This is a genomic window from Salarchaeum sp. JOR-1 (genome assembly GCF_007833275.1).
Lineage (GTDB): Archaea > Halobacteriota > Halobacteria > Halobacteriales > Halobacteriaceae > Salarchaeum.
Genome location: NZ_CP042241.1, coordinates 1,485,595 through 1,505,305, shown reverse-complemented (window position 1 = coordinate 1,505,305; position 19,711 = coordinate 1,485,595). Strand labels below are relative to the sequence as shown.

Below are 19,711 nucleotides of genomic sequence, written 5' to 3'. Positions count from 1 at the left end.
GACGAACAGAACCCGACGAGCGCTGGTAGGTGTCCGGGCCTACTCAAGCGCAGTTAGGGTGTCGACGTCCGGGATGTCCGCGCTCGCGTTCGTAATCTGCTGCATTCGCTGGGTGTGCTTGTCGACCGCGTACTCGACGAGACCGAGCGGGTCGTCCGCGACCGCACCGCCGCTCCCCGCGTCCGGCGTGACGCTCTCCTGCACCAGCGGGAGGAGGTCGTCGACGGTGTCCCGAATGAATTCGGGATCGACCTCGCCGGCCTCGACGGATTCCTTGAGCTGATGCATGCCGAACCCGACGTGACGGCCCTCGTCACCCCGAATACGGGTGAGGCCGGCGACCAGCCCGGGAAGCTCGGGGAGGTCGACCGCCAGGTCGTTTGTTCCGCCGTACGCGTTCGTCAGCCCGTAGTAGCCCGTCTGCGCGAGGATTCCCTCGATGGTGAGGTGGTAGTGACAGTACGCGTTGGCGCGGGTCTCCGGCGTGTCCTCGACGAGCAACTGGTTCATCGCGTCCGCCATTCGGTCGAACAGTTCGACGTACGCCGCGGAGAACCAGCGGTCGTCGGTCGGACTCGTCGGCGTCATGCCGCGTCGTTCCTCCTCGGGCGTGACGACCGTCCGCCAGTAGCGGTCGAAGAAGTCCGCGTGCTTCGACTCCTCGTAGAGCTGCGTCGTCACGAACAGTTCGTCGCTGATGTCGTCGAGGACGACGGCGAGCGGCGCGAGGTCCTCCGTGACGGACTCCTCGCCCGCGCCGAACGCCGCGAGCGACCCGCGGAGGTTCGTGAACGTCGCGTCGTCCAGGTCGGCGACGGCGTCCGCGTCCGCTTCGAGGTCGATGTCGTGTGGATCCCAGTGGTTCTCGACGGCGTGCCGGTAGTAGCGGTACGTCTGCGCTGTCGGGTCGAGTAAGCCGGGTTCGTCAGCCATACTACACGTATCGGCGAGAAGTCGCTTAAAGCTATGCTACAGTCGGTCGGTGTCCACGTCCACGCCCGGCGGCGTCACCACGAGGAACGACCGGAAGTGCATCAGCGTCCCGCCCGCGTCCTTCACCGGCCCCGCGAACCCGCCCGCGAGGTCGTCGAGTTCGCCGTCCACCGCGAGCACCAGCACGTTCCCCGCGTCCAGCTCGCCCAGCCACTCCTCGTTCCCCGTCTGGCCGTCGAGCACGCCGAGGACGACCCGCCCCTCGAAGTCCGAATCGAGCTCGGGCGAGAGGTGTTCCTCCGCGCTCCGCAGATCCAGTTCGAAGTCACTCATAGACGGGGCGACGCACCGCAGGGGCAAAAGTCGCCCCCTCCACTTATCACCGCTCGACTACACAGAGTACGTATGCCGAAAGTCCACCTGAGCGAGGAGACGATCGAGCGACTCGACCAGATTCGCGACGACGAGGAGTCCTACGACGAGATCGTCGAAGAGCTCATCAACATTTACGAGACGGAGGAGTTCACGCTCCACCACGGCGGCGACGGCGTCTAGACCGCGGCCTCCCGGATCTCGTCCCAGCGACCGTTCTCCTCGAGCTTTTCCTGCAGGGCGTCCGCGTACTCCTGCGCGAGCGCCGCGGCCTCCGACGCCCGCTCCTCGTCGCTCCCGGAGTCCCCGCTGTCGCCGATGCCGAGCATGCGCTTCACGTCGCCGAGAATTCCGCCGCTGTCGTCGTCGCGCTGCTGGCCGCCCGCCATCGCCGCCATGCCCGCCTCGACGTTGTCGAGTTCGTCCATCACGTGCGTGAGGTTCGACGTGTCCGCGACCAGCCGCGCGCGCTCCGGGTCCTCGGGGTGCTCGATGTCGAACTCCACCGCGGTCATCACGAGCCCCCACTGCTGGTTCGAGAAGGACGACGCCTCCACGCGGTGCTGGAACTCGTCGTCCACCCGCATCCGCTCACCGACGATTCGATCCTGCCAGTCACTCATACCCGATAGGTGGACGGCCGGGGGCTTGAACGCCCGGGTTCCCGGGAACCAGCACCCGCGTTTTTCCGCGCGGCCCGCGAGACGACGGTATGGTCACTGTCGCCGCCTGCCAGCTCGCCCTCTCAGACCTCGACCCGGACGCGAACCTCGCCGCCATAACCGACCGACTGCGCGGCCTCCCCGACGACACCAGAGTCGCCGTGTTCCCGGAGTACGCGCTCACCGGGTTCGTCGCCGACGACCGAATCGAATCCGTCGCCCTCGACCGGGAGAGCGACCGGCTCGCCCGCCTCGACGCGCTCGCCCGCGAGCACGACACCGCGATTCTCGCGGGGTTCGTGGAGGACGCGAGCGACGCGTACTACAACACCGCGGTGTACGTCACGCCGGAGGGCGACCGGACGTACTACCGGAAACGCCACCTCTGGGCGGACGAAGCGGACGCGCTCGCGCCCGGCGACGAGCGCGTCGTCGTCGACTCGCCGCTCGGCCGAACCGGCCTCGTGACGTGCTACGACCTGAACTTCGTCGCGGAGAGCGCGGCGTTCACCGGCGACCGAGTGGACGCGTTGTTCGTCGTCGGCGCGTGGCCCGCGCCCTACGCGCAGAACTGGAACCTCCTCCTGCGAGCGCGGGCGCTCGACGGCGTGCGCTGGGTCGTCGGCGCCGGGCGGACGGGCCGCCGCGACCTCCCGGACGCGCCCGTCACCGACTACGCCGGCCAGTCCCGCGTGATCCGCCCCGACGGAAGCGTGCAGGCCGCGCTCAACCGCCGCGAAACAGACCTCGTCGCCGACATCGACCCCGACGACATCGCCGCGCACCGCGAGTTCATCCCCGTCGTCTGACGGCCGCACGGTTTTTTCCGGCCGCGCCCGCACCCACCGCGTATGTCAGACGACATCGACGTCGAAGTCGAGGTGGAGGTCGAAGTCGACTCCGAAGAACTCGAATTCGAGGGCAGTTCGACGGCGTACGAGGCCGAACTCGACGCCGACGGCATCGAAATCGAAGTCGAAGCCGACATCGAAACCGAGGACGGTGAAACGGACGAGGCCGACGACGATGAGGCGGACGCAGACGACGAAGAGGCGGAGTCGGACGACGCGGAGACCGACGAGTCAGAGGGAGCGTTGGACGAGAGCGACGTGACGGAGGACGCCGTGGAGCGCCACCTGGAGCGCGAGGGCGAGGGCGACCGCGACGAGATGGACATGGCCTAAGGCCGGTTAGAGCCCGCAGCCGGAGATGGTGGTGCAGTCGACGCCGGCGTCCTCGAGGGCGTCGATGTACTCGTTCAGGCCGATTGCGTCGCTGGCGATGTGGCCGGTGACGACGAGGTTCTTGTCGTCGTACTCCTCGCGGAGTTCGGCGGCGTCGCTCGCGGAGACGTGGATGTAGATGACGGTGTCGACGCCGTTCTCGAAGTACGCGCGCGCCACGTCGGCGCCGCCGTTCGTGCCGGCGGCGTGGTGGACGGCGACCTCGCCGAGTTCGTTGTCGTCGCTCCCGACGCGGGTCTCGATGTCGGTCTTGGCGTCTCGAAGCTCCGCGAACTCGGCGTTGAAGGCGTCCCTGAGGTCGGCGACGGTGTCGGACTCGTCGAGCGTGTCGACCACGTCGACGAACGCGCGGCGGCCCAGTTCGTCGGGCGCGAGGTGGACGTTCATGTACGGCTGGTCGAGGTACTCCGCGACGCTCGGGTTGTGGCGGTAGTTCGCGGCGTGCGCGCCGTACTCCGCGCCCTCCCGGATGCTGTCCGCGGCCTCCTCCGCCTCGTCCTCGGGGACGCCGTGCGCGGTCATGAACTCGACCTGCTTATCGAGCACGTCCGTGAAGTCGAGGCGGGCGTCGTCGCCCGCGGGATGGTGGGCGAGCGCGAGGTCGAACCCCTCGCGGTGCGCGAGCTGTACTTCGGGGCTTTCGAGGTCGATGCCGACGAGCGCCGTCTCGATGTCGTCGCCGGACACGTAGGTGGTGCTGTCGCCGGGCACGTCGTCCCAGCCGACGAGGTCGAGGCTGAGCCGCATGATTTCCTCGGTACTGAGTCCCATACCCGTGCGTGGGGTGTCGAATACGTGTATGGTCGGGAAGCGGCAAACGAACTCGGGAATACGCGTGCCTCTGCTTCGATACGCCCGACAATACCGATCCGCTACGAGGGATCGACCGCCTCAGAGGTGGAACAAGACCGCCCAATTAAGTGGACTGCGGGCGCAGGAGGACTCGACCGATGGCTGGGGAACTCCTCTTCGAAGCCGGCGTGATGTTCGCGGCGATTGCGGCGGTGAGCATCGTCGCCGCGCGTGCCGGACTCTCACCGATTCCGTTCTACATCCTCGTGGGAATGGCGCTCAACGAGTACGTCGTCGGGAGCGTGGGCCTGCCGTACGTCTCGGAGACGGCGTTCATCGAGGTCGGCGCGGAACTCGGCATCGTCTTCCTCCTCTTCTTCCTCGGCCTGGAGTTCAACCTGGAGACGCTGCTCCGCGACCGCGAACGCATCGGGAAGGCGGGCGTCGCGGACTTCGTCGTGAACTTCGCCGTCGGCCTCCTCTTCGGGGTGTGGTTGTTCGACAGCGTCGTCGCCGCGCTGGTCGTCGCGGGCATCGTCTACATCTCCTCGAGCGCAGTCATCACGAAGACAATGCTCGACGTAGGATGGATCGCGAACCCGGAGAGCGCGCCGATCCTCGGCACTCTCGTCTTCGAAGACCTCGCCATCGCCGTCTACCTCGCCGTACTCGGTGCGGCCGTACTCGGCGGCGGGTCGCTCGCCACGGCGGCCGAATCCGTCGGCATCGCAGTGGGCTTTCTCTTCTTACTCGTCGTCCTCGTCTACGCGGGCACGGGCTGGCTCGAACGCCTGCTCGATACGCCCTCGAGCGAGTACTTCGTCCTGCGAACGGTCGGCACGACCGTCCTCATCGCCGGCGCGGCGCTCGCGCTCGGCGTGAGCGAAGCCGTCGCCGCGTTCTTCGTCGGGATGGCGTTCAGCTCCACGTCGTTCGTCCACGCCATCGAGGAATCCCTCACGCCGATCCGGGACACGTTCGCTGCGGTGTTCTTCTTCTGGATCGGCCTCGTCACCGACCCGTTCTCCTTCCTCGGCGTCCTCGACCTCATCGCACTCGCCGTCCTCGTCACGCTGCCATCGAAACTTCTCAGCGGCTACTACAGCGGCCGCCTGTACGAACTGACCGACCAGCGCTCGCTCCGCGTCGGCCTCGCGATGGTCACTCGGGGCGAGTTCTCACTCATCATCGCCGCGACAGCGCTCGCCGGCGCCGGCGCGACTCTGCCCACGGCGACCGCCGAAACTATCTACGCGTTCACCGTCGGCTACGTCCTCGTCATGAGCATCCTCGGCACCACCCTCATCCAGTTCGCCCCTAGCATCGAACGCCACCTCCCGACCACGTAGGGGGAGGCCACCGGTATTTTTGCCGTCGCCCGGCGAACGCCCGCGTATGAGGGTTTACGAGACGGACATTCCGGGCGTCGGCCGCCGCTTCGAACTCCCGCTCGCGGGCGACGCCAGCGTCGTCGTCGTCCTCCATCACGACGGGCGCTGCGAACTCTACCGGCGAGACAACCCGGACGCCGACGGCGAGAAAATCCTGGATCTCTCAGGCGAACAGGCGAACACGCTCGGCTCCATCCTCGAAGGCGCGTACTTCGAGTCCGTGGACGTGGACGAACTCACCGTCCCCCTCGGCGACGCCATCATCGAGTGGGTCGAGGTCACCGCGGACTCCCCGATCACCGGCGAAACGCTCTCGAGCGCGGGCATCCGGGAAGGAACTGGCGTCACAATTATCGCGATACAGCGCGGCGACGACACAGTCTCAAACCCCGGCCCCGACTTCGAACTCACCGAGGGCGACATCCTCGTCGGCGTCGGCACCCGCGAGGAACACACCGCGTTCTCCGACACAGTCACCCCCGACGAGTAGTCGTCTCACGCGAGCACAGACACACCGCCGCGCGTTCGCACCGGGGCTGTCGAGTCCGGCGGCCGGTGTCGCTCGCTCCCAGCTGCGCGGCCGGGGCTGGCCAGCCACGTACCGCGGGCGGAACCCCGTCTAATACTGGTCAGTAAGCCCTCCCTGTATACCGGGGCAGCCTCGCAGCCTGGCTGTTTTGGCGGGACGGCCCCCGCCACGCACGTACTGCCTGGACAGCCATCAGGACACCGCCTCTGTGTCGGCAATGTGAACTACCCCTGCCTACTCGCCGTCTTCGGCGGCTCCTTGAGGCAGGGGGCTTAGCGCCTGAAATTAGCTAAACCGTACAGGGGTGCTTTTGTGGTACTATAGGCGCGGCGAATAACCGTGTTCGTCCTGGGGGGTGTGGAGTCCGATAGAGCCGGCAAACCCGTTTCCGGCAAGCCGACCCGCTGACGGCACGGCTTTAGGACGCGCGCGGATAGAGGGGCGCGATGACGGATCTGTTCACGCCGCTCGAACTCAGGGGGACGGAGATTCCGAACCGACTGATGCTGTCGCCGATGTGCCAGTACTCCTGCGACGGCCTCGACGGCCTCGCGACGGAGTGGCACAACGTCCACCTCGGCACGCGCGCCGTCGGCGGCGCCGGCCTCGTGATGGCCGAAGCGACCGCCGTCGAACCGCGTGGTCGCATCACGCCCCACGACCTCGGCATCTGGAGCGAGGAGCACGCGGACGCCCTCAAGCGCACAACTGACTTCATCGAGTCCCAGGGCGCGGTCTCCGGCATCCAGCTCGCGCACGCCGGCCGGAAAGCCTCCACGCACCGCCCGTGGGCGGACGAGGAGGGCTACGTCCCCACCGAGGAGGGCGGCTGGGAAGTCGTCTCCGCGACGGACGAACCCTATCCCCACGAGACCGACCACCCCACGCACGCGCTCACCACCGAAGAAGTCGAGGCGGTCGTGGAGTCCTTCCGCGAGGCCGCCGAACACGCGCTCGACGCCGGGTTCGACGTGCCCGAAGTCCACGCCGCTCACGGCTACCTCCTCCACCAGTTCCTCAGCCCCGTCACGAACGACCGCGACGACGAGTACGGCGGGAGCTTCGAGAACCGAACCCGCATCGTTCGCGAAGTCGTCGAGGCCGTCCGCGACGTGTACCCCGACGACAAACCCGTGTTCGTCCGCATCAGCGCGACGGACTGGATAGACGACGAACCGAGCTGGGACGTCGAACAATCCACCCGTCTCGCCGACCAACTCAGCGAGGCCGGCGCCGACCTCATCGACGTCTCCACCGGCGGTATCTCTCCAAAGCAGAACATCGAATGGGTCGGCCCCAACTACCAACTCCGCTTCGCCGAACAGATCCGCGAGAACAAGACCGCCGACATCAAAATCGGGAGCGTCGGCGGCATCACCAGCCCCGAGCAGGCCGACGCTCTCATCCGCAACGACCGCGTCGACCTCACTATCGTCGGCCGGAAGTTCCTCCGCGACCCCTACTTCGGGCTCCACGCCGCCCAGGAGCTCGGTCGGGAAGACGCCAACCGCCCGCCCTCCCAGTACCTCCGGGGCTTCTGAACGCACCGTTTTCCGGCTCGGGTCGGCAACGCCGACCACTCGCCGCAAAAATCTGTTCTGCGAAGCGAATCTTCGCGGAAGTCGCAAGACGCGAAGCGTCTTGCTCACCACCACAAAATGCGGGTCGCCGGAGTCGACCGGCGGCGCGGCGACGGACTGTGCGGCCCGAGCGTGACGCAGTCAGGCGGCTCCTCTGACGCGAAATCGCGGTGCGTTGTGCCGCGAATCCCTACTCTTGTGCGGTTTCACGCATTGGACGAACGTTCAAGTAGGAAGCCGCGACCAGCGGGCGGTATCTACTGAAAGTCGTCGCGCGTCGGGCCGCGAAACCCGGCGACCAGTCGGCGCGCGAACCGCGGGGTCGTCGTGTCAGCCCCGAAGCCCGGATTTAAGGGTGCGGCGGGCGTTCAGTCCGACGAGACGTGACTCGTTCGCCCACCCCCGAGAGACTGCCGGCCGCGAGTAGCGCCCGATGAGTCTGCGCGTCCGCTGGCGCGCGAGCCTGAAGCTCATCGGCGTCGTCCTCAAGTGGCTCTGGGTGCCGCTCACAGCGCCACTCCTCCTCGCGCTGTACGACGGGACACAAGTCGTGCCGTTCCTCGCGCCGATGGTCGTCACCGTAACCGTCGGCCTCGCGCTCGAACGAATTTCGTCGAACGCGGACGTGCACGTCCGCGAGGCGTTCCTCATGGTCGCGCTCACGTGGCTGAGCGTCGCGCTCGTCGGGTCGATCCCGTTCGCCTTGGCGCAGAACGGCGTGCTCGCGCATCCCGTGAACGCGCTGTTCGAGTCGATGAGCGGCGTTACCACGACGGGCGCGACCGTTATCGTGGACTTCGACGCGCACTCGCGCGCTATCTTCCTGTGGCGGTCGCTCCTCCAGTGGCTCGGCGGCCTCGGCGTGCTCGTGCTCGCGACCGCGGTGCTCTCCCGCGTCTCCGTCGGCGGCGCGCAGCTCATGGAGACCGAGACGCAGACGAAGGACGTCAAGCTCACCCCACAGATTTCCGACACCGCGCGACTGCTCTGGAGTATCTACATCACGCTCACGGCGCTCGCCGTCGTCGTCCTCTACAGTCTGAACGTCGCCGGCGTCGCGCCCGAGATGACGCTGTTCGACGCGGTCGCGCACGCCCTCACGTCCGTCTCGACGAGCGGGTTCTCGCCGCGCGCGAACAGCATCGCGGCGTTCTCCCCGGCGGTGCAGTGGGCGCTCGTGGTGTTCATGGTCGCAGGCGCGACCAGCTTCGTCCTCATCTACCACGCCGCCACCGGAGACACGAAGCGGGCGCGGAACAGCAGCGAGTTCCGGTTCTACATCGGAGCGCTCGCCGCGTTCTCACTCACCGCCATCGTCCTCCTCAGCCTCGACGCGGGACTCGAGCTCTCCGGTATGGCGACGATTCGTCACGCGGTCTTCCAGGTCGTCTCTATCGTGACGACGACCGGGTACGCGAGCACGGACTTCAACGTCTGGTCGTCGAGCGCGAAAGCCCTCCTGTTCGCGGGGATGTTCGTCGGCGGGATGGCGGGCAGTACGACGTGTTCGATCAAGGCCGTGCGGTGGCTGGTCGTCCTGAAGTCGCTCCGCCGCAACCTCTACACGTCAGCGCTCCCGGACGCCGTCCGCCCGGTACGATTGGGTGAAAGCGTCGTCGCGGAGGACACCATCCGAGACATCTACGCGTACGTTCTCCTGACCCTCGTGATCTTCGCGGCGGCGGCCGCGTTCGTCGCCGTCGACGCCGCTCGCGTCGCGCTTCCAGTGAGCGAGTTCGAGGCGATGGGCGCGGCGGCGTCCACCTTCCTGAACATCGGGCCGGCGTTCGGGCTCGCGGGCCCGCTCGCGAACTACGAGTCCTTCCCGGCGTCGACGAAGCTCGTGATGACGGCGCTGATGTGGATCGGCCGCATCGAAATCATGCCCGTGCTCGTGCTGTTGACGCCGACGTTCTGGCGATCCTGAGCCCGTCCCTCCGTGAGCGCCCGCGCGTACAGTCAGCGGTCGAACGTCACGCCCAGAAGGTGGGTCGGCGGGCGAGAACGCGGTTGCGGTCGGTCGTCGGTGAAAGCGCGGCGCTTATCCCGCGGGCGTCTGTGCGCTCTACTCGAAATGAGTTCGGACGAGACGCCCCCCGAGGGGATGGCGGGCGAACCGGGGACGGAGCGCGTGGAGTCGTCTCTGGTGGAGTACGGTATCGAAGACGAACCGCCGCTGGGTCGCGCGGCGGCGCTCGGCCTCCAGCACTACCTGACGATGGTCGGCGCGAACATCGCCGTGCCGCTCATCCTCGCGTCCGCGATAGGGATGCCGGCGGGCGCGACCGCCCAGTTGGTAGGGACGTTCTTCGTCGTCTCCGGGGTGGCGACGCTCGCGCAGACGACGCTCGGGAACCGCTACCCGATCGTGCAGGGGGCGTCGTTCGCGCTGCTCGCGCCCGCGCTCGCCATCGTCGGCGTGATGGCGAGCCAGCCGAACCCGCCGAGCTGGGAGGTCATGTTGCGCCAGCTCCAGGGCGCCATCATCGTCGCCGCGCTCGCGGAGACCCTCATCGGGTACGTCGGGCTGGTCGGCTGGCTCAAGCGGTATATCTCGCCGGTGAGCATCGCGCCGACCATCGCGCTCATCGGTCTCGCGTTGTTCAACGCCCCCCAGATTATCGACGTGAACGCACAGATGGCGGGCGCCCAGCAGAACTGGTACCTGCTCGGCCTCACCGTCCTCCTCATCGTCGGGTTCAGCCAGTACCTCTCGACGGTCAGCACGGCGTTCCGGCTCTACCCCGTCCTCATCGGCATCGTTGCGGCCTGGGGCGTCGCCGCCGTGCTCTCCGTCGCCGGCGTCATCGGGCCGAACGCGTACGGCTACGTCGACCTCTCGCAGGTCACGTCCGCGCCCGCGCTCACCGTGCCGTCGCCGTTCCAGTGGGGGACGCCGCTGTTCACGCCCGCCTACGTCGTCGGGATGTTCGCGGGCTTCCTCGCGTCGGTGTTCGAGTCGTTCGGCGACTACCACGCGGTCGCGCGGCTCTCGGGGACGGGCGCGCCCTCCGCGAAACGCATCGACCACGGCATCGGCATGGAGGGCCTGATGAGCGCGTTCGCGGGCGTCATGGGCACCGGGAACGGCTCCACGTCGTACTCGGAGAACGTCGGCGCCATCGGCCTCACCGGCGTCGCGTCCCGGTACGTCGTCCAGATCGGCGCGCTGTTCATGCTCGTCGTCGGGTTCGTCGGGTACGTCGGCGGCCTCGTCACGACTATCCCCGACCCCATCGTCGGCGGCCTGTTCGTCGCGATGTTCGGCCAGATCGTCGCGGTCGGCCTCTCGAACCTCACGTACGTCGACCTCGACTCCTCGCGGAACATCTACGTGCTCGGGTTCTCGCTGTTCGTCGGCCTCGCCGTCCCGGCCTACATGGGCGGCGTGGCGGACGCGGGCGTGCTGCAGGCCGGGTTCGCTGACGTGCCCGTGCTCGGCGTCGTCCTCGGAACCGACGTCGTCGCGCAGACGGTGTACGTGGTCGGCGGCACGGGGATGGCGGTCGGCGGGCTGACCGCGTTCGTGCTCGACAACACGATCCCGGGGAGCCGCGAGGAGCGCGGCCTCGACGAGTGGTCGTCGCTCACGGAGGACGAGGGTGCGTTCGAGTCGGCGTGGGAGCGCCTGCGTCAGTAGAGGACGAGGGGAAGCATCGAGACGGTGCCGACGACGAGGCCGGCGGCGAGTTCGGGGACGCCGTCGTTGTCGAGGGCCTGGCCGGTTTCGCGGGCCTCCGGGATGAACTCCGTGAGGACGAGGTAGGTCATCGCGCCGGCGGCGAACCCGAAGCCGTACGGGAGGAAGATGCGCGCCCACCGCACGAAGATGAACGCGAGGCCCGCGCCGATGGGCTGCGGGAGACTGCTGAAGACGGCGGCGCCGACCATCCGCCACTTGCTCATCCCGAGGTTTTTGAGGGGGATCGAGACGGCGAGGCCCTCGGGAACGTTGTGAACGGAGATAGCGACGGTCATGAACGCGGCGAGGAGGGGGACGGAGAACCCTAGGACCATGAGCGTGTTCTCGGCGGTTGCGAGGCCGAGATTGGCGAAGCTGACGCCGACGGCGACGCCCTCGGGGAAGGAGTGGACGGTGAGGACGCCGAGGATGAGGACGAGTTTCCGGAAGTCGGCTTCCGCGAACTCGCGGGGGTCTACCTCGGCGTCCGTGATGACGCGGTGGGAGACGACGACGAGGACGACGCCGGCGAGCGCGCCGACGCCGACTTCGGTGGGGGTGCCGTGGTTGAGTCCTTGGAGAACCAGGCCGAACCCGGACGCGGAGAGCATGATGCCGGACGCGAGCCCCCAGAGCGCGACCGTCCACCGGTCGCTCACGTCGTCTACGATGAAGAACGGGAGCGCTCCCAGTCCGGTCGCGAGACACGTGACGAGGCCGGCGAGGACGACGAACGCGAGCGCGGAGAGCGAGACCATACGAACGGTTTGTAGTAAACGCTTTTTCCATTTTCGGAATTATTTTTGGCCTTCCTAAAACTCGGTGGGTGGTTTTATCGGCCGACCGCCCCACCGGCTAGGCGATGACAGGTGTAGGAGTCGGCGGCCTCTTCGACCCCGAGCGCGTCGCCGTCGTCGGCGCGACGGACCGCGAGGGATCGGTGGGGCGTGCCGTACTGGAGAACCTCGACTCGTTCGACGGCGAGGTCGTCGCGGTGAACCCGAGTCGAGACGCCGTGCTTGGCCATGTGTGTCACGACTCGCTCTCCGCGGTAGCGAACGCGGATCTCGCGGTGGTCGTGGTGCCGCCGTCGGTCGCCGTCGACGTGGTACGGGAGGCCGGCGAGTCGGGCATCGAGAACGTCGTCGTCATCACGGCAGGATTCGGGGAAGCTGGGAGCGAAGGCGCGGCGCGCGAGCGCGACCTCGCCGCCACGGCCGAGGAGTACGACCTCACGCTCGTCGGCCCCAACAGCCTCGGAATCATGAGCACGCCGTCGTCGATGAACGCGACGTTCGGCCCCGCGGACGCGCTCCCGGGGTCGATGAGCTTCATGAGTCAGTCCGGCGCGTTCATCACCGCCGCGCTGGACTGGGCGAGCGACCAAGAAATCGGGTTCCGGCACGTCGTCAGCCTCGGAAACGAAGCCGTGCTCGACGAGACCGACTTCGTCGAGGCGTGGGGGGACGACGAGACGAGCGTCGTCCTCGGCTACCTCGAAGGCATCAGCGACGGCCGCGCGTTCATCGACACCGCGCGCGACGTGACCGACGAGACGCCGGTCGTGCTCGTGAAGTCCGGGCGGACGGAGGCGGGCGCGCAGGCCGCGTCCAGCCACACCGGCACCATCGCGGGAAGCGACGCCGCGTACGAGGCCGGCCTCGACCAGGCGGGCGTCGTGCGCGCGGAGAACGTCCAACAGCTGTTCGACTACGCCCGCGCGCTCGACGGCCTTCCGCTCCCCGACGCGGATTCGGTGGCCGTGGTGACGAACGCGGGCGGCCCGGGCGTGATGGCGACCGACGCCGTCGGCGACTCCTCGCTCTCGATGGCGTCCTTCACCGACGAGACGCTGGACGCGCTCGCCGAGTCGCTCCCCGAGAACGCGAACCGCTACAACCCCGTGGACGTCATCGGGGACGCGGGCGTCGAGCGGTTCCGAACCGCGATCGACACGGTGCTCGACGACCCGAGCGTCGGCGCGGCCGTCGTCGTCGCCGCCCCCACCGCCGTCCTCGACTACGCCGACCTCGCAGCGGTGGTGGGCGACGCGCAGGACGCACACGACCTCCCGGTCGCCGCGGTGCTGATGGGCGGGCGGCGCGCCGAGGAGGCGTCGGCCCGCCTCCGGGAGTCGGGCGTCCCGAACTACTTCGACCCGGCGCGGGCGGTGGACAGCCTCGACGCGCTCGCGCGCCAGCGCCGCATCTCGGAGCGGCAATACGAACCGCCGCGGGAGTTCGACGTGGACGAGGCGGCGGCGCGCGACATCCTCGACGCCGCGGCCGACCGCGGGGAGACCCGTCTCGGCGTGGAGGCGATGGAGTTACTGGACGCGTACGGCATCCCGACGCCCGCGGGCGGTATCGCGGAGACGCCCGAGGACGCCGTGTCGCTCGCGCACGACATCGAGGGCGACGTGGTGATGAAAATCGTCAGCCCGGACATTTTACACAAGTCCGATATCGGCGGCGTGAAGGTCGGCGTGCCGAACGAGGGCGTGTACGACGCGTACGAAGACCTCGTCTCGCGCGCCCGGAACTACCAGCCCGACGCGACGCTGCTCGGCGTGCAAGTGCAGGAACTCGTGGACACGGATCGAGGGACGGAGACGATTCTCGGCGTGAACCGCGACCCCCAGTTCGGCCCGCTCGTCCTCTTCGGCCTCGGGGGGATTTTCGTGGAAGTGATGGAGGACACGACCGTGCGGGTCGCGCCCGTGAGCGAGCGGGAGGCCGACGGAATGCTCTCCGACATCCAGGCCGCACCACTCCTCCGCGGGGCGCGCGGCCGCGAGCCCGCCGACCTCGACGCGCTCCGCGAGAGCATCGAACGCCTCAGCCAGCTCGCGAGCGACTTCCCGGCGATACTCGAACTGGACATCAACCCACTCGTGGCGACGGCCGACGGCGTGCAGGCCGTGGACGTCCGCCTCACCATCGACCCAGACGACCTATGACGACGACACTACTCGCATCGACGGCGGACAGCACCGGAAAGACCGCGGTCGCACTCGCACTCGCACGCGCCGCACAAGACCGCGAGCGAACCGTGGGATACATGAAGCCGCTTGGCACTCACCTCCAGAGCAACGTCGGGAAGACGCTCGACCCCGACCCGTTGCTCGCGCGGGACGTGCTCGGCCTCGACACCGAAGTCCACGACATGGAGCCGGTCGTGTACTCGCCGACGTTCGTGGACGGCGTGCTCCGCGGGACGGAAGACCCCGACGAACTCCGCGAGCGCGTCCGGGAGGCGTACGACGACATCAGCGCGAACGCGGACGACGTGTTCGCGGAGGCGGCGGGCAGGCCGAGAACGGGCCGCGCCGCCGGCCTCGCGTCGCCCGCGCTCGCCGACCTCCTGGACGCCCGCGTCGTCCTCGTTTCCGACTACGCGGAATCCCGGGACGTCGACGACGTGCTGGACGCCGCGGACCGCTACGGCGACCGGCTCGCGGGCGTGCTCTTCAACCGCGTTCCGGACGCCGTCCTCGACGACCTCGACGCGGACGCGGCCGCGTTCCTCGAATCCCGGGACGTGCCGGTGCTCGGCGCGGTGCCACGCGTCCCCGAACTCGCGGGCGTCACCGTCGCGGACCTCGCAGCCGAACTCGGCGCGCGAACCGTCACGGACGCCGACGCCGGCGCGCTCGTGGAGCGATTCCTCGTCGGCGCGATGAGCGGGGAGTCCGCGCTCCGACACTTCCGGCGCGCCACGAACGCCGCCGTCGTCACGGGCGGCGACCGCGCGGACGTGCAGACCGCCGCGTTGGACGCGCCCGGCGTCGAGTGCCTCGTCCTCACGGGCGGCCACGAACCATCCGGCGCGGTGCTCGGGAAGGCCGCGGACGCGGGCGTTCCCGTGCTCGTCGTCGCGACCGACACGCTCCGCACCATCGAACGGCTCGAAGCCGTGCTCGGCGGCGGTCACGTCCGTAACCGCGACACTGTCGCGCGAATGCAGGGCTTGCTCGCCGAGCACGCCGACCTCGACGCCCTCCTCGGGTAGGTTTGTTCGACGGGGTCGGGGAACTCCCCCATCACGGCGGCGAACGCGTCCGTCGGCGTCACCCTCCCGACGACCTCGCCTTCGTCGACGACGAACGCGAGTTCCTGCTGGCGCGCCTGGAAGGCGTCGATGACCTGGCTGACGGGGGCGTCGGCCTGCACGGTCATCGTGTCGTGGGCGAGTTCGGAGAGCGCGATGTCGTCGTTCCGGAGGTGGTCGAACTCCCGGAGGACGACCGGCGTGTAGACGATGCCGTGGAAGTCCTCCAGGCTCTCCCCGACCAGGGGGAAGCGGACGTGGGGATGGGTCTCCATCACGGCGAGGTTCTCGTCGAACGACTGGTCGGTGCTGAGCGCGACGATCTCGTCGCGGTCGATGGCGATCTCGCGGACGGGCGTCTGCCCGATCTCAAGGGCGGCGAGGACTTCCTGGCGGCGTTCCTCGGTGAGGACGTCGGTGGCGAGCACGTCGCCTATCTCGCGGCGGAGTTCGGCGCGCGACGTCGGGACGTCCTCCTCCTCGGTCCACGACCGCGTCATCTCGACGCCGGCGAGACTGAGCACGCGTTTCGCGACCCAGTCAGCGAACCTGATGACGGGCGCGAGGAGGCGCGTCCAGTAGTAGAGGCCGGGCGCGCCGTACCGCGCGACCTGTTTCGTGCGTTCGACGCCGAGATACGTGGGGATCTGTTCGCCAACGACGACGTGAAAGAAGTTGATGACGGCGAGCGCGAGTACCGCGGAGACGGCGTGCGAGACGCCCGCGGGGATCGCGAACAGCGCGGCGACCGCGGGTTCGGCGACGACGCCGAGGCTGACCGAGGAGACGGTGATGCCGACCTGGCAGCCGGAGAGGTAGATTTCGAGTTCCTCCGTCATCTCCCACGCTCGCCGCAGTCCGGGTTCGTCGAACTCGGACTCGGAGAACTGGCGGACGCGCGTCAGCGCGAACTCCGTCACCACGAAGAAGCCGTTCATGCCGAGGAGGATAACGCCCCCGACGAGGCGGAGGACGAGCGCGAGTGTATCCATCGCCAGGGCGTGGTTCGCGACCGGGCAGAAAACGGCCGGCCGCTCCCCTCCAAAAACGAGAGGTGAGTTGTCGGAAACTATATGTCCTGGAGAGTGAATATCACGAACGATGGTAGAACATACCAGGCGAGAGTTCCTCACGCTCAGCGGGGCAGCGCTCGGCGGCATCGCGGTCGGATCCACCGTCACGGCCGCCGAATCGACGGAACGGTTCATCGTCAAGGCGAAGGGGAAGAAACTGGAGAAGAGCGACGTCACCGTCGTCCACGACCTCAGCGAGATCGGGTTCGCCGTCGTCGAGGGCGCGGAGAGCGAGGTGAAACGCCTCGGGAAGTACGCGCCCGACGTCGTCTACGAACTCGACCTCCCGACCGACCCCATCACGACCGAGGACGCCGAGGAAGCCACCGACGAACCGCTGTATCCGCTCCAGTGGGACAAGCAGACGCAGAACATCCCGGAGGCCCACGAGGTGACGCGGGGGGAGGGGACGCGCGTCGCCATCGTCGACACCGGCGTCGCCGCCTGCCATCCCGACCTCAAACACGCCGTCAACGTGGACCTCTCCCGGAACTTCACGGGAGACGGCTACGGGGCGGGCGGCCCGTACGGCGGCTACCACGGCACGCACGTCGCCGGCATCGTCGCCGCGAACGACCAGAACGACGCGGGCGTCGTCGGCACCGCGCCCGGCACCGAGATCGTCGACTGCCGCGTGTTCTCGCCCGACGCGCTCGCGTCGTTCGCGGACATCCTCGCGGCCGTCGTCTACAGCGCGAATATCGGCTGTGACGCCGCGAACCTCAGCATCGGCGCGTACCCCGTCTCCCGGCGCGGGTTCGGGTCGTTCTACGGGAAAGTCGTGAACAAGACGATGTCGTACGCGCGCCGCCAGGGCACGCTCGTCGTCGTCTCCGCCGGCAACGACGCCGCCGACCTCCAGCACGACGGCCCCGTCATCAGCCTCCCGAACGAGGCGGCGAACGTCCTCTCCATCAGCGCCACCGGCCCCATCGGGTTCGCGCACGGGGAGGCCGGACTCGAGTCCCCGTACGACACCCCGGCGAACTACACGAACTACGGCACGAACGCCATTAACATCGCCGCACCCGGCGGGAACTACGACCTCTCCCAGCCGGCCGGATGGTACTACGACATGGTGCTGAACACAGTCGCGCTTCCGACGTTCGCGGACGGCGAGTATCAGGGCGCGGAGTACACGTACTCCTGGGTCGCCGGGACGTCGATGGCCGCGCCGCAGGTCGCGGGCGCGGCGGCGCTCGTGAAGAGTACCGACCCGGGACTGAACGCGAATCAGGTGCGTGGACGGCTCGAACGCACCGCTGACGGCGACTATCCGGCGGACAAGACGTACTACGGTAAGGGCGTTCTCGACCCGTACGCCGCCGTCACGGAGTAGCGGCCCGCCTCTTTTATTTCGGCGAGGAAAGTACGGGGAGTATGAGCTACTACGCGGTGGAGTTGCTGGACGACGCGCTGGACGAGGCGCGGACGCTCCTGATGCCGTTCTCGGTGTCTGTGTGGCTGCGGCTCGCGGTGGTGTCGCTGTTCGCCGGCGGGTCCGTGGGGACGCGGACGCCGTCGCTGTCGGTGAACGTCACGCCGACGTGGCTGGGGCCGCGGGCACTCGAGTACCTGCCCCGCCTGGTGCTCGTGGTCGGGGCGGCGCTCGTCCTGGGAGTCGTCGTCCTCTGGCTGGGGTCGGTGCTGGAATTCGTGCTCGTGCACGCGCTCCGGTCGCGCACGGTCCGCCTGTGGGGTCCGTTCAAGCGGTCGCTGGGGTGGGGGACGCGGTTGTTCGCGTTCCGCGCGGCCCTCGGCGTCCTGGTACTGCTCCCGCTCGCGGTCGTCGCGGCGTTCCTGTTCGCCGCACTCACGCGGGAGTCCGTGGTGTTCGCGCTCGGCGGCGTCTTCCTCGTTCCAGTCGTCGCGGTGGTCGCGGTCGGCGCGGTCGTAGCGAGCGCGGCGACGACGGCGTTCGTCGTTCCGCTGATGGCGGACCGCGACCTCGAGGTGATAGAGGGATGGCGGGCGTTCTGGCCGACGCTCCGCGCGGAGCTCCCGCAGTTCGTCGTGTACGCGGTGGTGCGGTTCACGCTCACCGTGCTCGCCGGCCTCCTGACGAGCATCGTCGCGGGCGCGTTCGCCGTGCCCGTGGCGCTCGCGTTCTCCGGGCTCGCACTCACCGGCGTCGCCACCGCCGTTCTGGCGGCGGTGGGCGTGCTCGCCCTGCTGGTCGCACTCGCCCTCCTCGTCGCCGTGCAGGTGCCGGTGACGACCTACCTCCGGTATCACTCCCTGCTCGTATTGGACGCCTCGGGTGCCGAGTTCCGGGTTCGGTAACGCCTATCAGCGCGCGGAGAGAACGCCCGGTGTGTTCCCCGACATCGACTACCTGACGTGGAAGACCGGCCGGCCGGAGGTCGCGATGTACGACCTCGGAACGAGCGACCTCCGCGGCGACCGCGACCGCGGCGGCGAAGTCGTCCCCGCGCCCCTGGAGGGCCTGGACGACCCGCCGACGGGCGCGAGCCTGGAGATGCAGATTGCGGGCGAGTACGGCGTCGAACCCGAGCAAGTCCTCGTGACCGGCGGCGCGACGCAGGCGAACTTCCTCGCCGCGGCGGCCGCACTCGACGCCAGCGACGCGGACGGGCCGCGAGCGCTCGTGGAGAAACCGGGGTACGAACCGCTGGTGGCGTCGCCGCGCGCGCTCGGCGCGCACGTCGACCGGTTCCGCCGCGACGAGGACGACGCTCTCTCCCCGAGCCGGGTCAGGAAGGCGCTCACGCCCGACACCGCACTGGTGACGGTGACGAACCGCCACAATCCGTCGGGCCGGCTCGCGGCGCGGGAGACGCTCGCCGAGACCGCGACGGTCGCGCGGGACGGCGGCGCACGCCTGCTCGTAGACGAGGTGTACGCGCCCTACCTCCCCGAGGCGGAAGACGGGCCGTTCGGCGGCCCGAGCGCAGTGGAGTTCGAGAACGCCGCGGTGACGGGGTCGCTGACGAAGTTCTTCGGACTGGGCGACCTCCGCATCGGCTGGCTCGTCGCGGACGAGGCGTTCGTGGAGCGCGCGCGGGCGGTCAGTCATCACGTCCGCGCCGTCGCCGGGCCGAGCCGGACGCTCGCGATGCGCGCGCTCCACAACCGAGACCCGCTCGCCGAGCGCTCGCGGACGCTGCTCGCGGAGAACGCCGAATTGCTCTCGTCGTTCGTCGCAGAGCGCGACGACCTCGCGGGGTCGGTCGCGCCCGGGAGCACGTTCGCGTTCCTCGACCCCGCGAACGCGGACGGGAACGCGGTCGCGGAGCGCGCGTGGGAGAACGGACTGCTCGTCGTTCCCGGCCGGTTCTTCGGCGATAGCGAACGGGTGCGCGTGAGCCTCGGGCTCGCGCCGAACGAGATGGCGGCCGCGCTCGACACGTTCGGGGACGTGCTCGACCGCTTCCGCTGAGCC

At 68.7% G+C, this 19,711-nt stretch carries 19 protein-coding genes; 13 read left to right on the top strand and 6 right to left on the bottom strand.

Translation table 11 applies throughout. The annotated features are described in order from the left end of the window. Positions 1 to 39: 39 nt before the first annotated feature. Both FQU85_RS08915 and FQU85_RS08910 read right to left on the bottom strand, forming a co-directional pair. The gene (locus FQU85_RS08915) at positions 40 to 933 is read right to left on the bottom strand and encodes a ribonucleotide-diphosphate reductase subunit beta (RefSeq protein ID WP_145847042.1); all 894 of its coding nucleotides are present in this window, start codon (positions 931 to 933) and stop codon (positions 40 to 42) included. 36 nt (positions 934 to 969) lie between these two features. Then, complete coding sequence (locus FQU85_RS08910) at positions 970 to 1,266, bottom strand: DUF5779 family protein (RefSeq protein WP_145847040.1); 297 nt, start codon at positions 1,264 to 1,266, stop codon at positions 970 to 972. A 72-nt stretch (positions 1,267 to 1,338) separates the two neighbouring features. On the opposite strand from FQU85_RS08910, the gene FQU85_RS13350 reads away from it, so the two are divergent. After that, entirely contained in the window at positions 1,339 to 1,488 is a 150-nt protein-coding gene (locus FQU85_RS13350) for a hypothetical protein (RefSeq protein ID WP_168219963.1), read from the top strand. On the opposite strand, the gene FQU85_RS08905 is transcribed toward FQU85_RS13350, so the two are convergent. Next, the gene (locus FQU85_RS08905) at positions 1,485 to 1,928 is read right to left on the bottom strand and encodes a DUF5799 family protein (RefSeq protein ID WP_145847038.1); all 444 of its coding nucleotides are present in this window, start codon (positions 1,926 to 1,928) and stop codon (positions 1,485 to 1,487) included. The genes FQU85_RS13350 and FQU85_RS08905 overlap by 4 nt on opposite strands. A gap of 89 nt (positions 1,929 to 2,017) precedes the next feature. Between FQU85_RS08905 and FQU85_RS08900 the strand changes: the two genes are divergently transcribed. Further along, on the top strand, positions 2,018 to 2,776 hold the full coding sequence (locus tag FQU85_RS08900; RefSeq protein WP_145847036.1) for a carbon-nitrogen hydrolase family protein: 759 nt from the start codon (positions 2,018 to 2,020) through the stop codon (positions 2,774 to 2,776). A 42-nt stretch (positions 2,777 to 2,818) separates the two neighbouring features. Then, positions 2,819 to 3,151, top strand: a complete 333-nt coding sequence (locus FQU85_RS08895) for a hypothetical protein (protein ID WP_206022030.1) — start codon at positions 2,819 to 2,821, stop codon at positions 3,149 to 3,151. Between the two features lie 6 nt (positions 3,152 to 3,157). On the opposite strand, the gene FQU85_RS08890 is transcribed toward FQU85_RS08895, so the two are convergent. Beyond that, positions 3,158 to 3,982, bottom strand: a complete 825-nt coding sequence (locus FQU85_RS08890) for a hypothetical protein (protein ID WP_145847034.1) — start codon at positions 3,980 to 3,982, stop codon at positions 3,158 to 3,160. 179 nt (positions 3,983 to 4,161) lie between these two features. On the opposite strand from FQU85_RS08890, the gene FQU85_RS08885 reads away from it, so the two are divergent. The 5 genes from FQU85_RS08885 (at position 4,162) to FQU85_RS08865 (ending at position 11,143) form a co-directional block, all read left to right on the top strand. Continuing rightward, positions 4,162 to 5,352 carry a cation:proton antiporter gene (locus tag FQU85_RS08885; protein ID WP_145847032.1) on the top strand — a complete coding sequence of 397 codons (1,191 nt, stop codon included), beginning with the start codon at positions 4,162 to 4,164 and terminating at the stop codon, positions 5,350 to 5,352. A gap of 46 nt (positions 5,353 to 5,398) precedes the next feature. Next, the gene (locus tag FQU85_RS08880) at positions 5,399 to 5,884 is read left to right on the top strand and encodes a cation:proton antiporter regulatory subunit (protein ID WP_145847030.1); all 486 of its coding nucleotides are present in this window, start codon (positions 5,399 to 5,401) and stop codon (positions 5,882 to 5,884) included. 485 nt (positions 5,885 to 6,369) lie between these two features. After that, positions 6,370 to 7,464: an NADH:flavin oxidoreductase/NADH oxidase gene (locus FQU85_RS08875; protein WP_145847028.1), complete on the top strand. Its 1,095-nt coding sequence runs from the start codon at positions 6,370 to 6,372 to the stop codon at positions 7,462 to 7,464. Positions 7,465 to 7,936: 472 nt separating this feature from the next. Next, positions 7,937 to 9,430 carry a TrkH family potassium uptake protein gene (locus FQU85_RS08870; RefSeq protein WP_145847026.1) on the top strand — a complete coding sequence of 498 codons (1,494 nt, stop codon included), beginning with the start codon at positions 7,937 to 7,939 and terminating at the stop codon, positions 9,428 to 9,430. Positions 9,431 to 9,577: 147 nt separating this feature from the next. Further along, positions 9,578 to 11,143 (top strand): uracil-xanthine permease family protein, encoded by a 1,566-nt coding sequence (locus FQU85_RS08865; protein WP_145847024.1) that lies wholly within the window; start codon positions 9,578 to 9,580, stop codon positions 11,141 to 11,143. Here the strand turns inward: FQU85_RS08865 and FQU85_RS08860 are convergent. Continuing rightward, positions 11,137 to 11,943, bottom strand: coding sequence for a ZIP family metal transporter (locus FQU85_RS08860; protein ID WP_145847022.1), 807 nt, complete (start codon positions 11,941 to 11,943; stop codon positions 11,137 to 11,139). The genes FQU85_RS08865 and FQU85_RS08860 overlap by 7 nt on opposite strands. A gap of 104 nt (positions 11,944 to 12,047) precedes the next feature. On the opposite strand from FQU85_RS08860, the gene FQU85_RS08855 reads away from it, so the two are divergent. Beyond that, complete coding sequence (locus FQU85_RS08855) at positions 12,048 to 14,144, top strand: acetate--CoA ligase family protein (protein ID WP_145847019.1); 2,097 nt, start codon at positions 12,048 to 12,050, stop codon at positions 14,142 to 14,144. Further along, positions 14,141 to 15,196: a phosphotransacetylase family protein gene (locus FQU85_RS08850; RefSeq protein WP_145847017.1), complete on the top strand. Its 1,056-nt coding sequence runs from the start codon at positions 14,141 to 14,143 to the stop codon at positions 15,194 to 15,196. The genes FQU85_RS08855 and FQU85_RS08850 overlap by 4 nt, the downstream gene beginning before the upstream one ends. Here the strand turns inward: FQU85_RS08850 and FQU85_RS08845 are convergent. Further along, positions 15,115 to 16,227 carry a CNNM domain-containing protein gene (locus FQU85_RS08845; protein ID WP_145847015.1) on the bottom strand — a complete coding sequence of 371 codons (1,113 nt, stop codon included), beginning with the start codon at positions 16,225 to 16,227 and terminating at the stop codon, positions 15,115 to 15,117. The two genes, FQU85_RS08850 and FQU85_RS08845, sit on opposite strands and share 82 nt — an antisense overlap. Before the next feature lie 109 nt (positions 16,228 to 16,336). On the opposite strand from FQU85_RS08845, the gene FQU85_RS08840 reads away from it, so the two are divergent. From FQU85_RS08840 to FQU85_RS08830, 3 genes are read left to right on the top strand one after another with little or no spacing between them, the layout of a single operon-like run. Continuing rightward, complete coding sequence (locus FQU85_RS08840; RefSeq protein WP_145847014.1) at positions 16,337 to 17,647, top strand: S8 family serine peptidase; 1,311 nt, start codon at positions 16,337 to 16,339, stop codon at positions 17,645 to 17,647. 41 nt (positions 17,648 to 17,688) lie between these two features. After that, complete coding sequence (locus tag FQU85_RS08835; protein WP_145847011.1) at positions 17,689 to 18,591, top strand: hypothetical protein; 903 nt, start codon at positions 17,689 to 17,691, stop codon at positions 18,589 to 18,591. Between the two features lie 31 nt (positions 18,592 to 18,622). Next, entirely contained in the window at positions 18,623 to 19,708 is a 1,086-nt protein-coding gene (locus FQU85_RS08830) for a pyridoxal phosphate-dependent aminotransferase (protein WP_145847009.1), read from the top strand. Positions 19,709 to 19,711 lie beyond the last annotated feature (3 nt).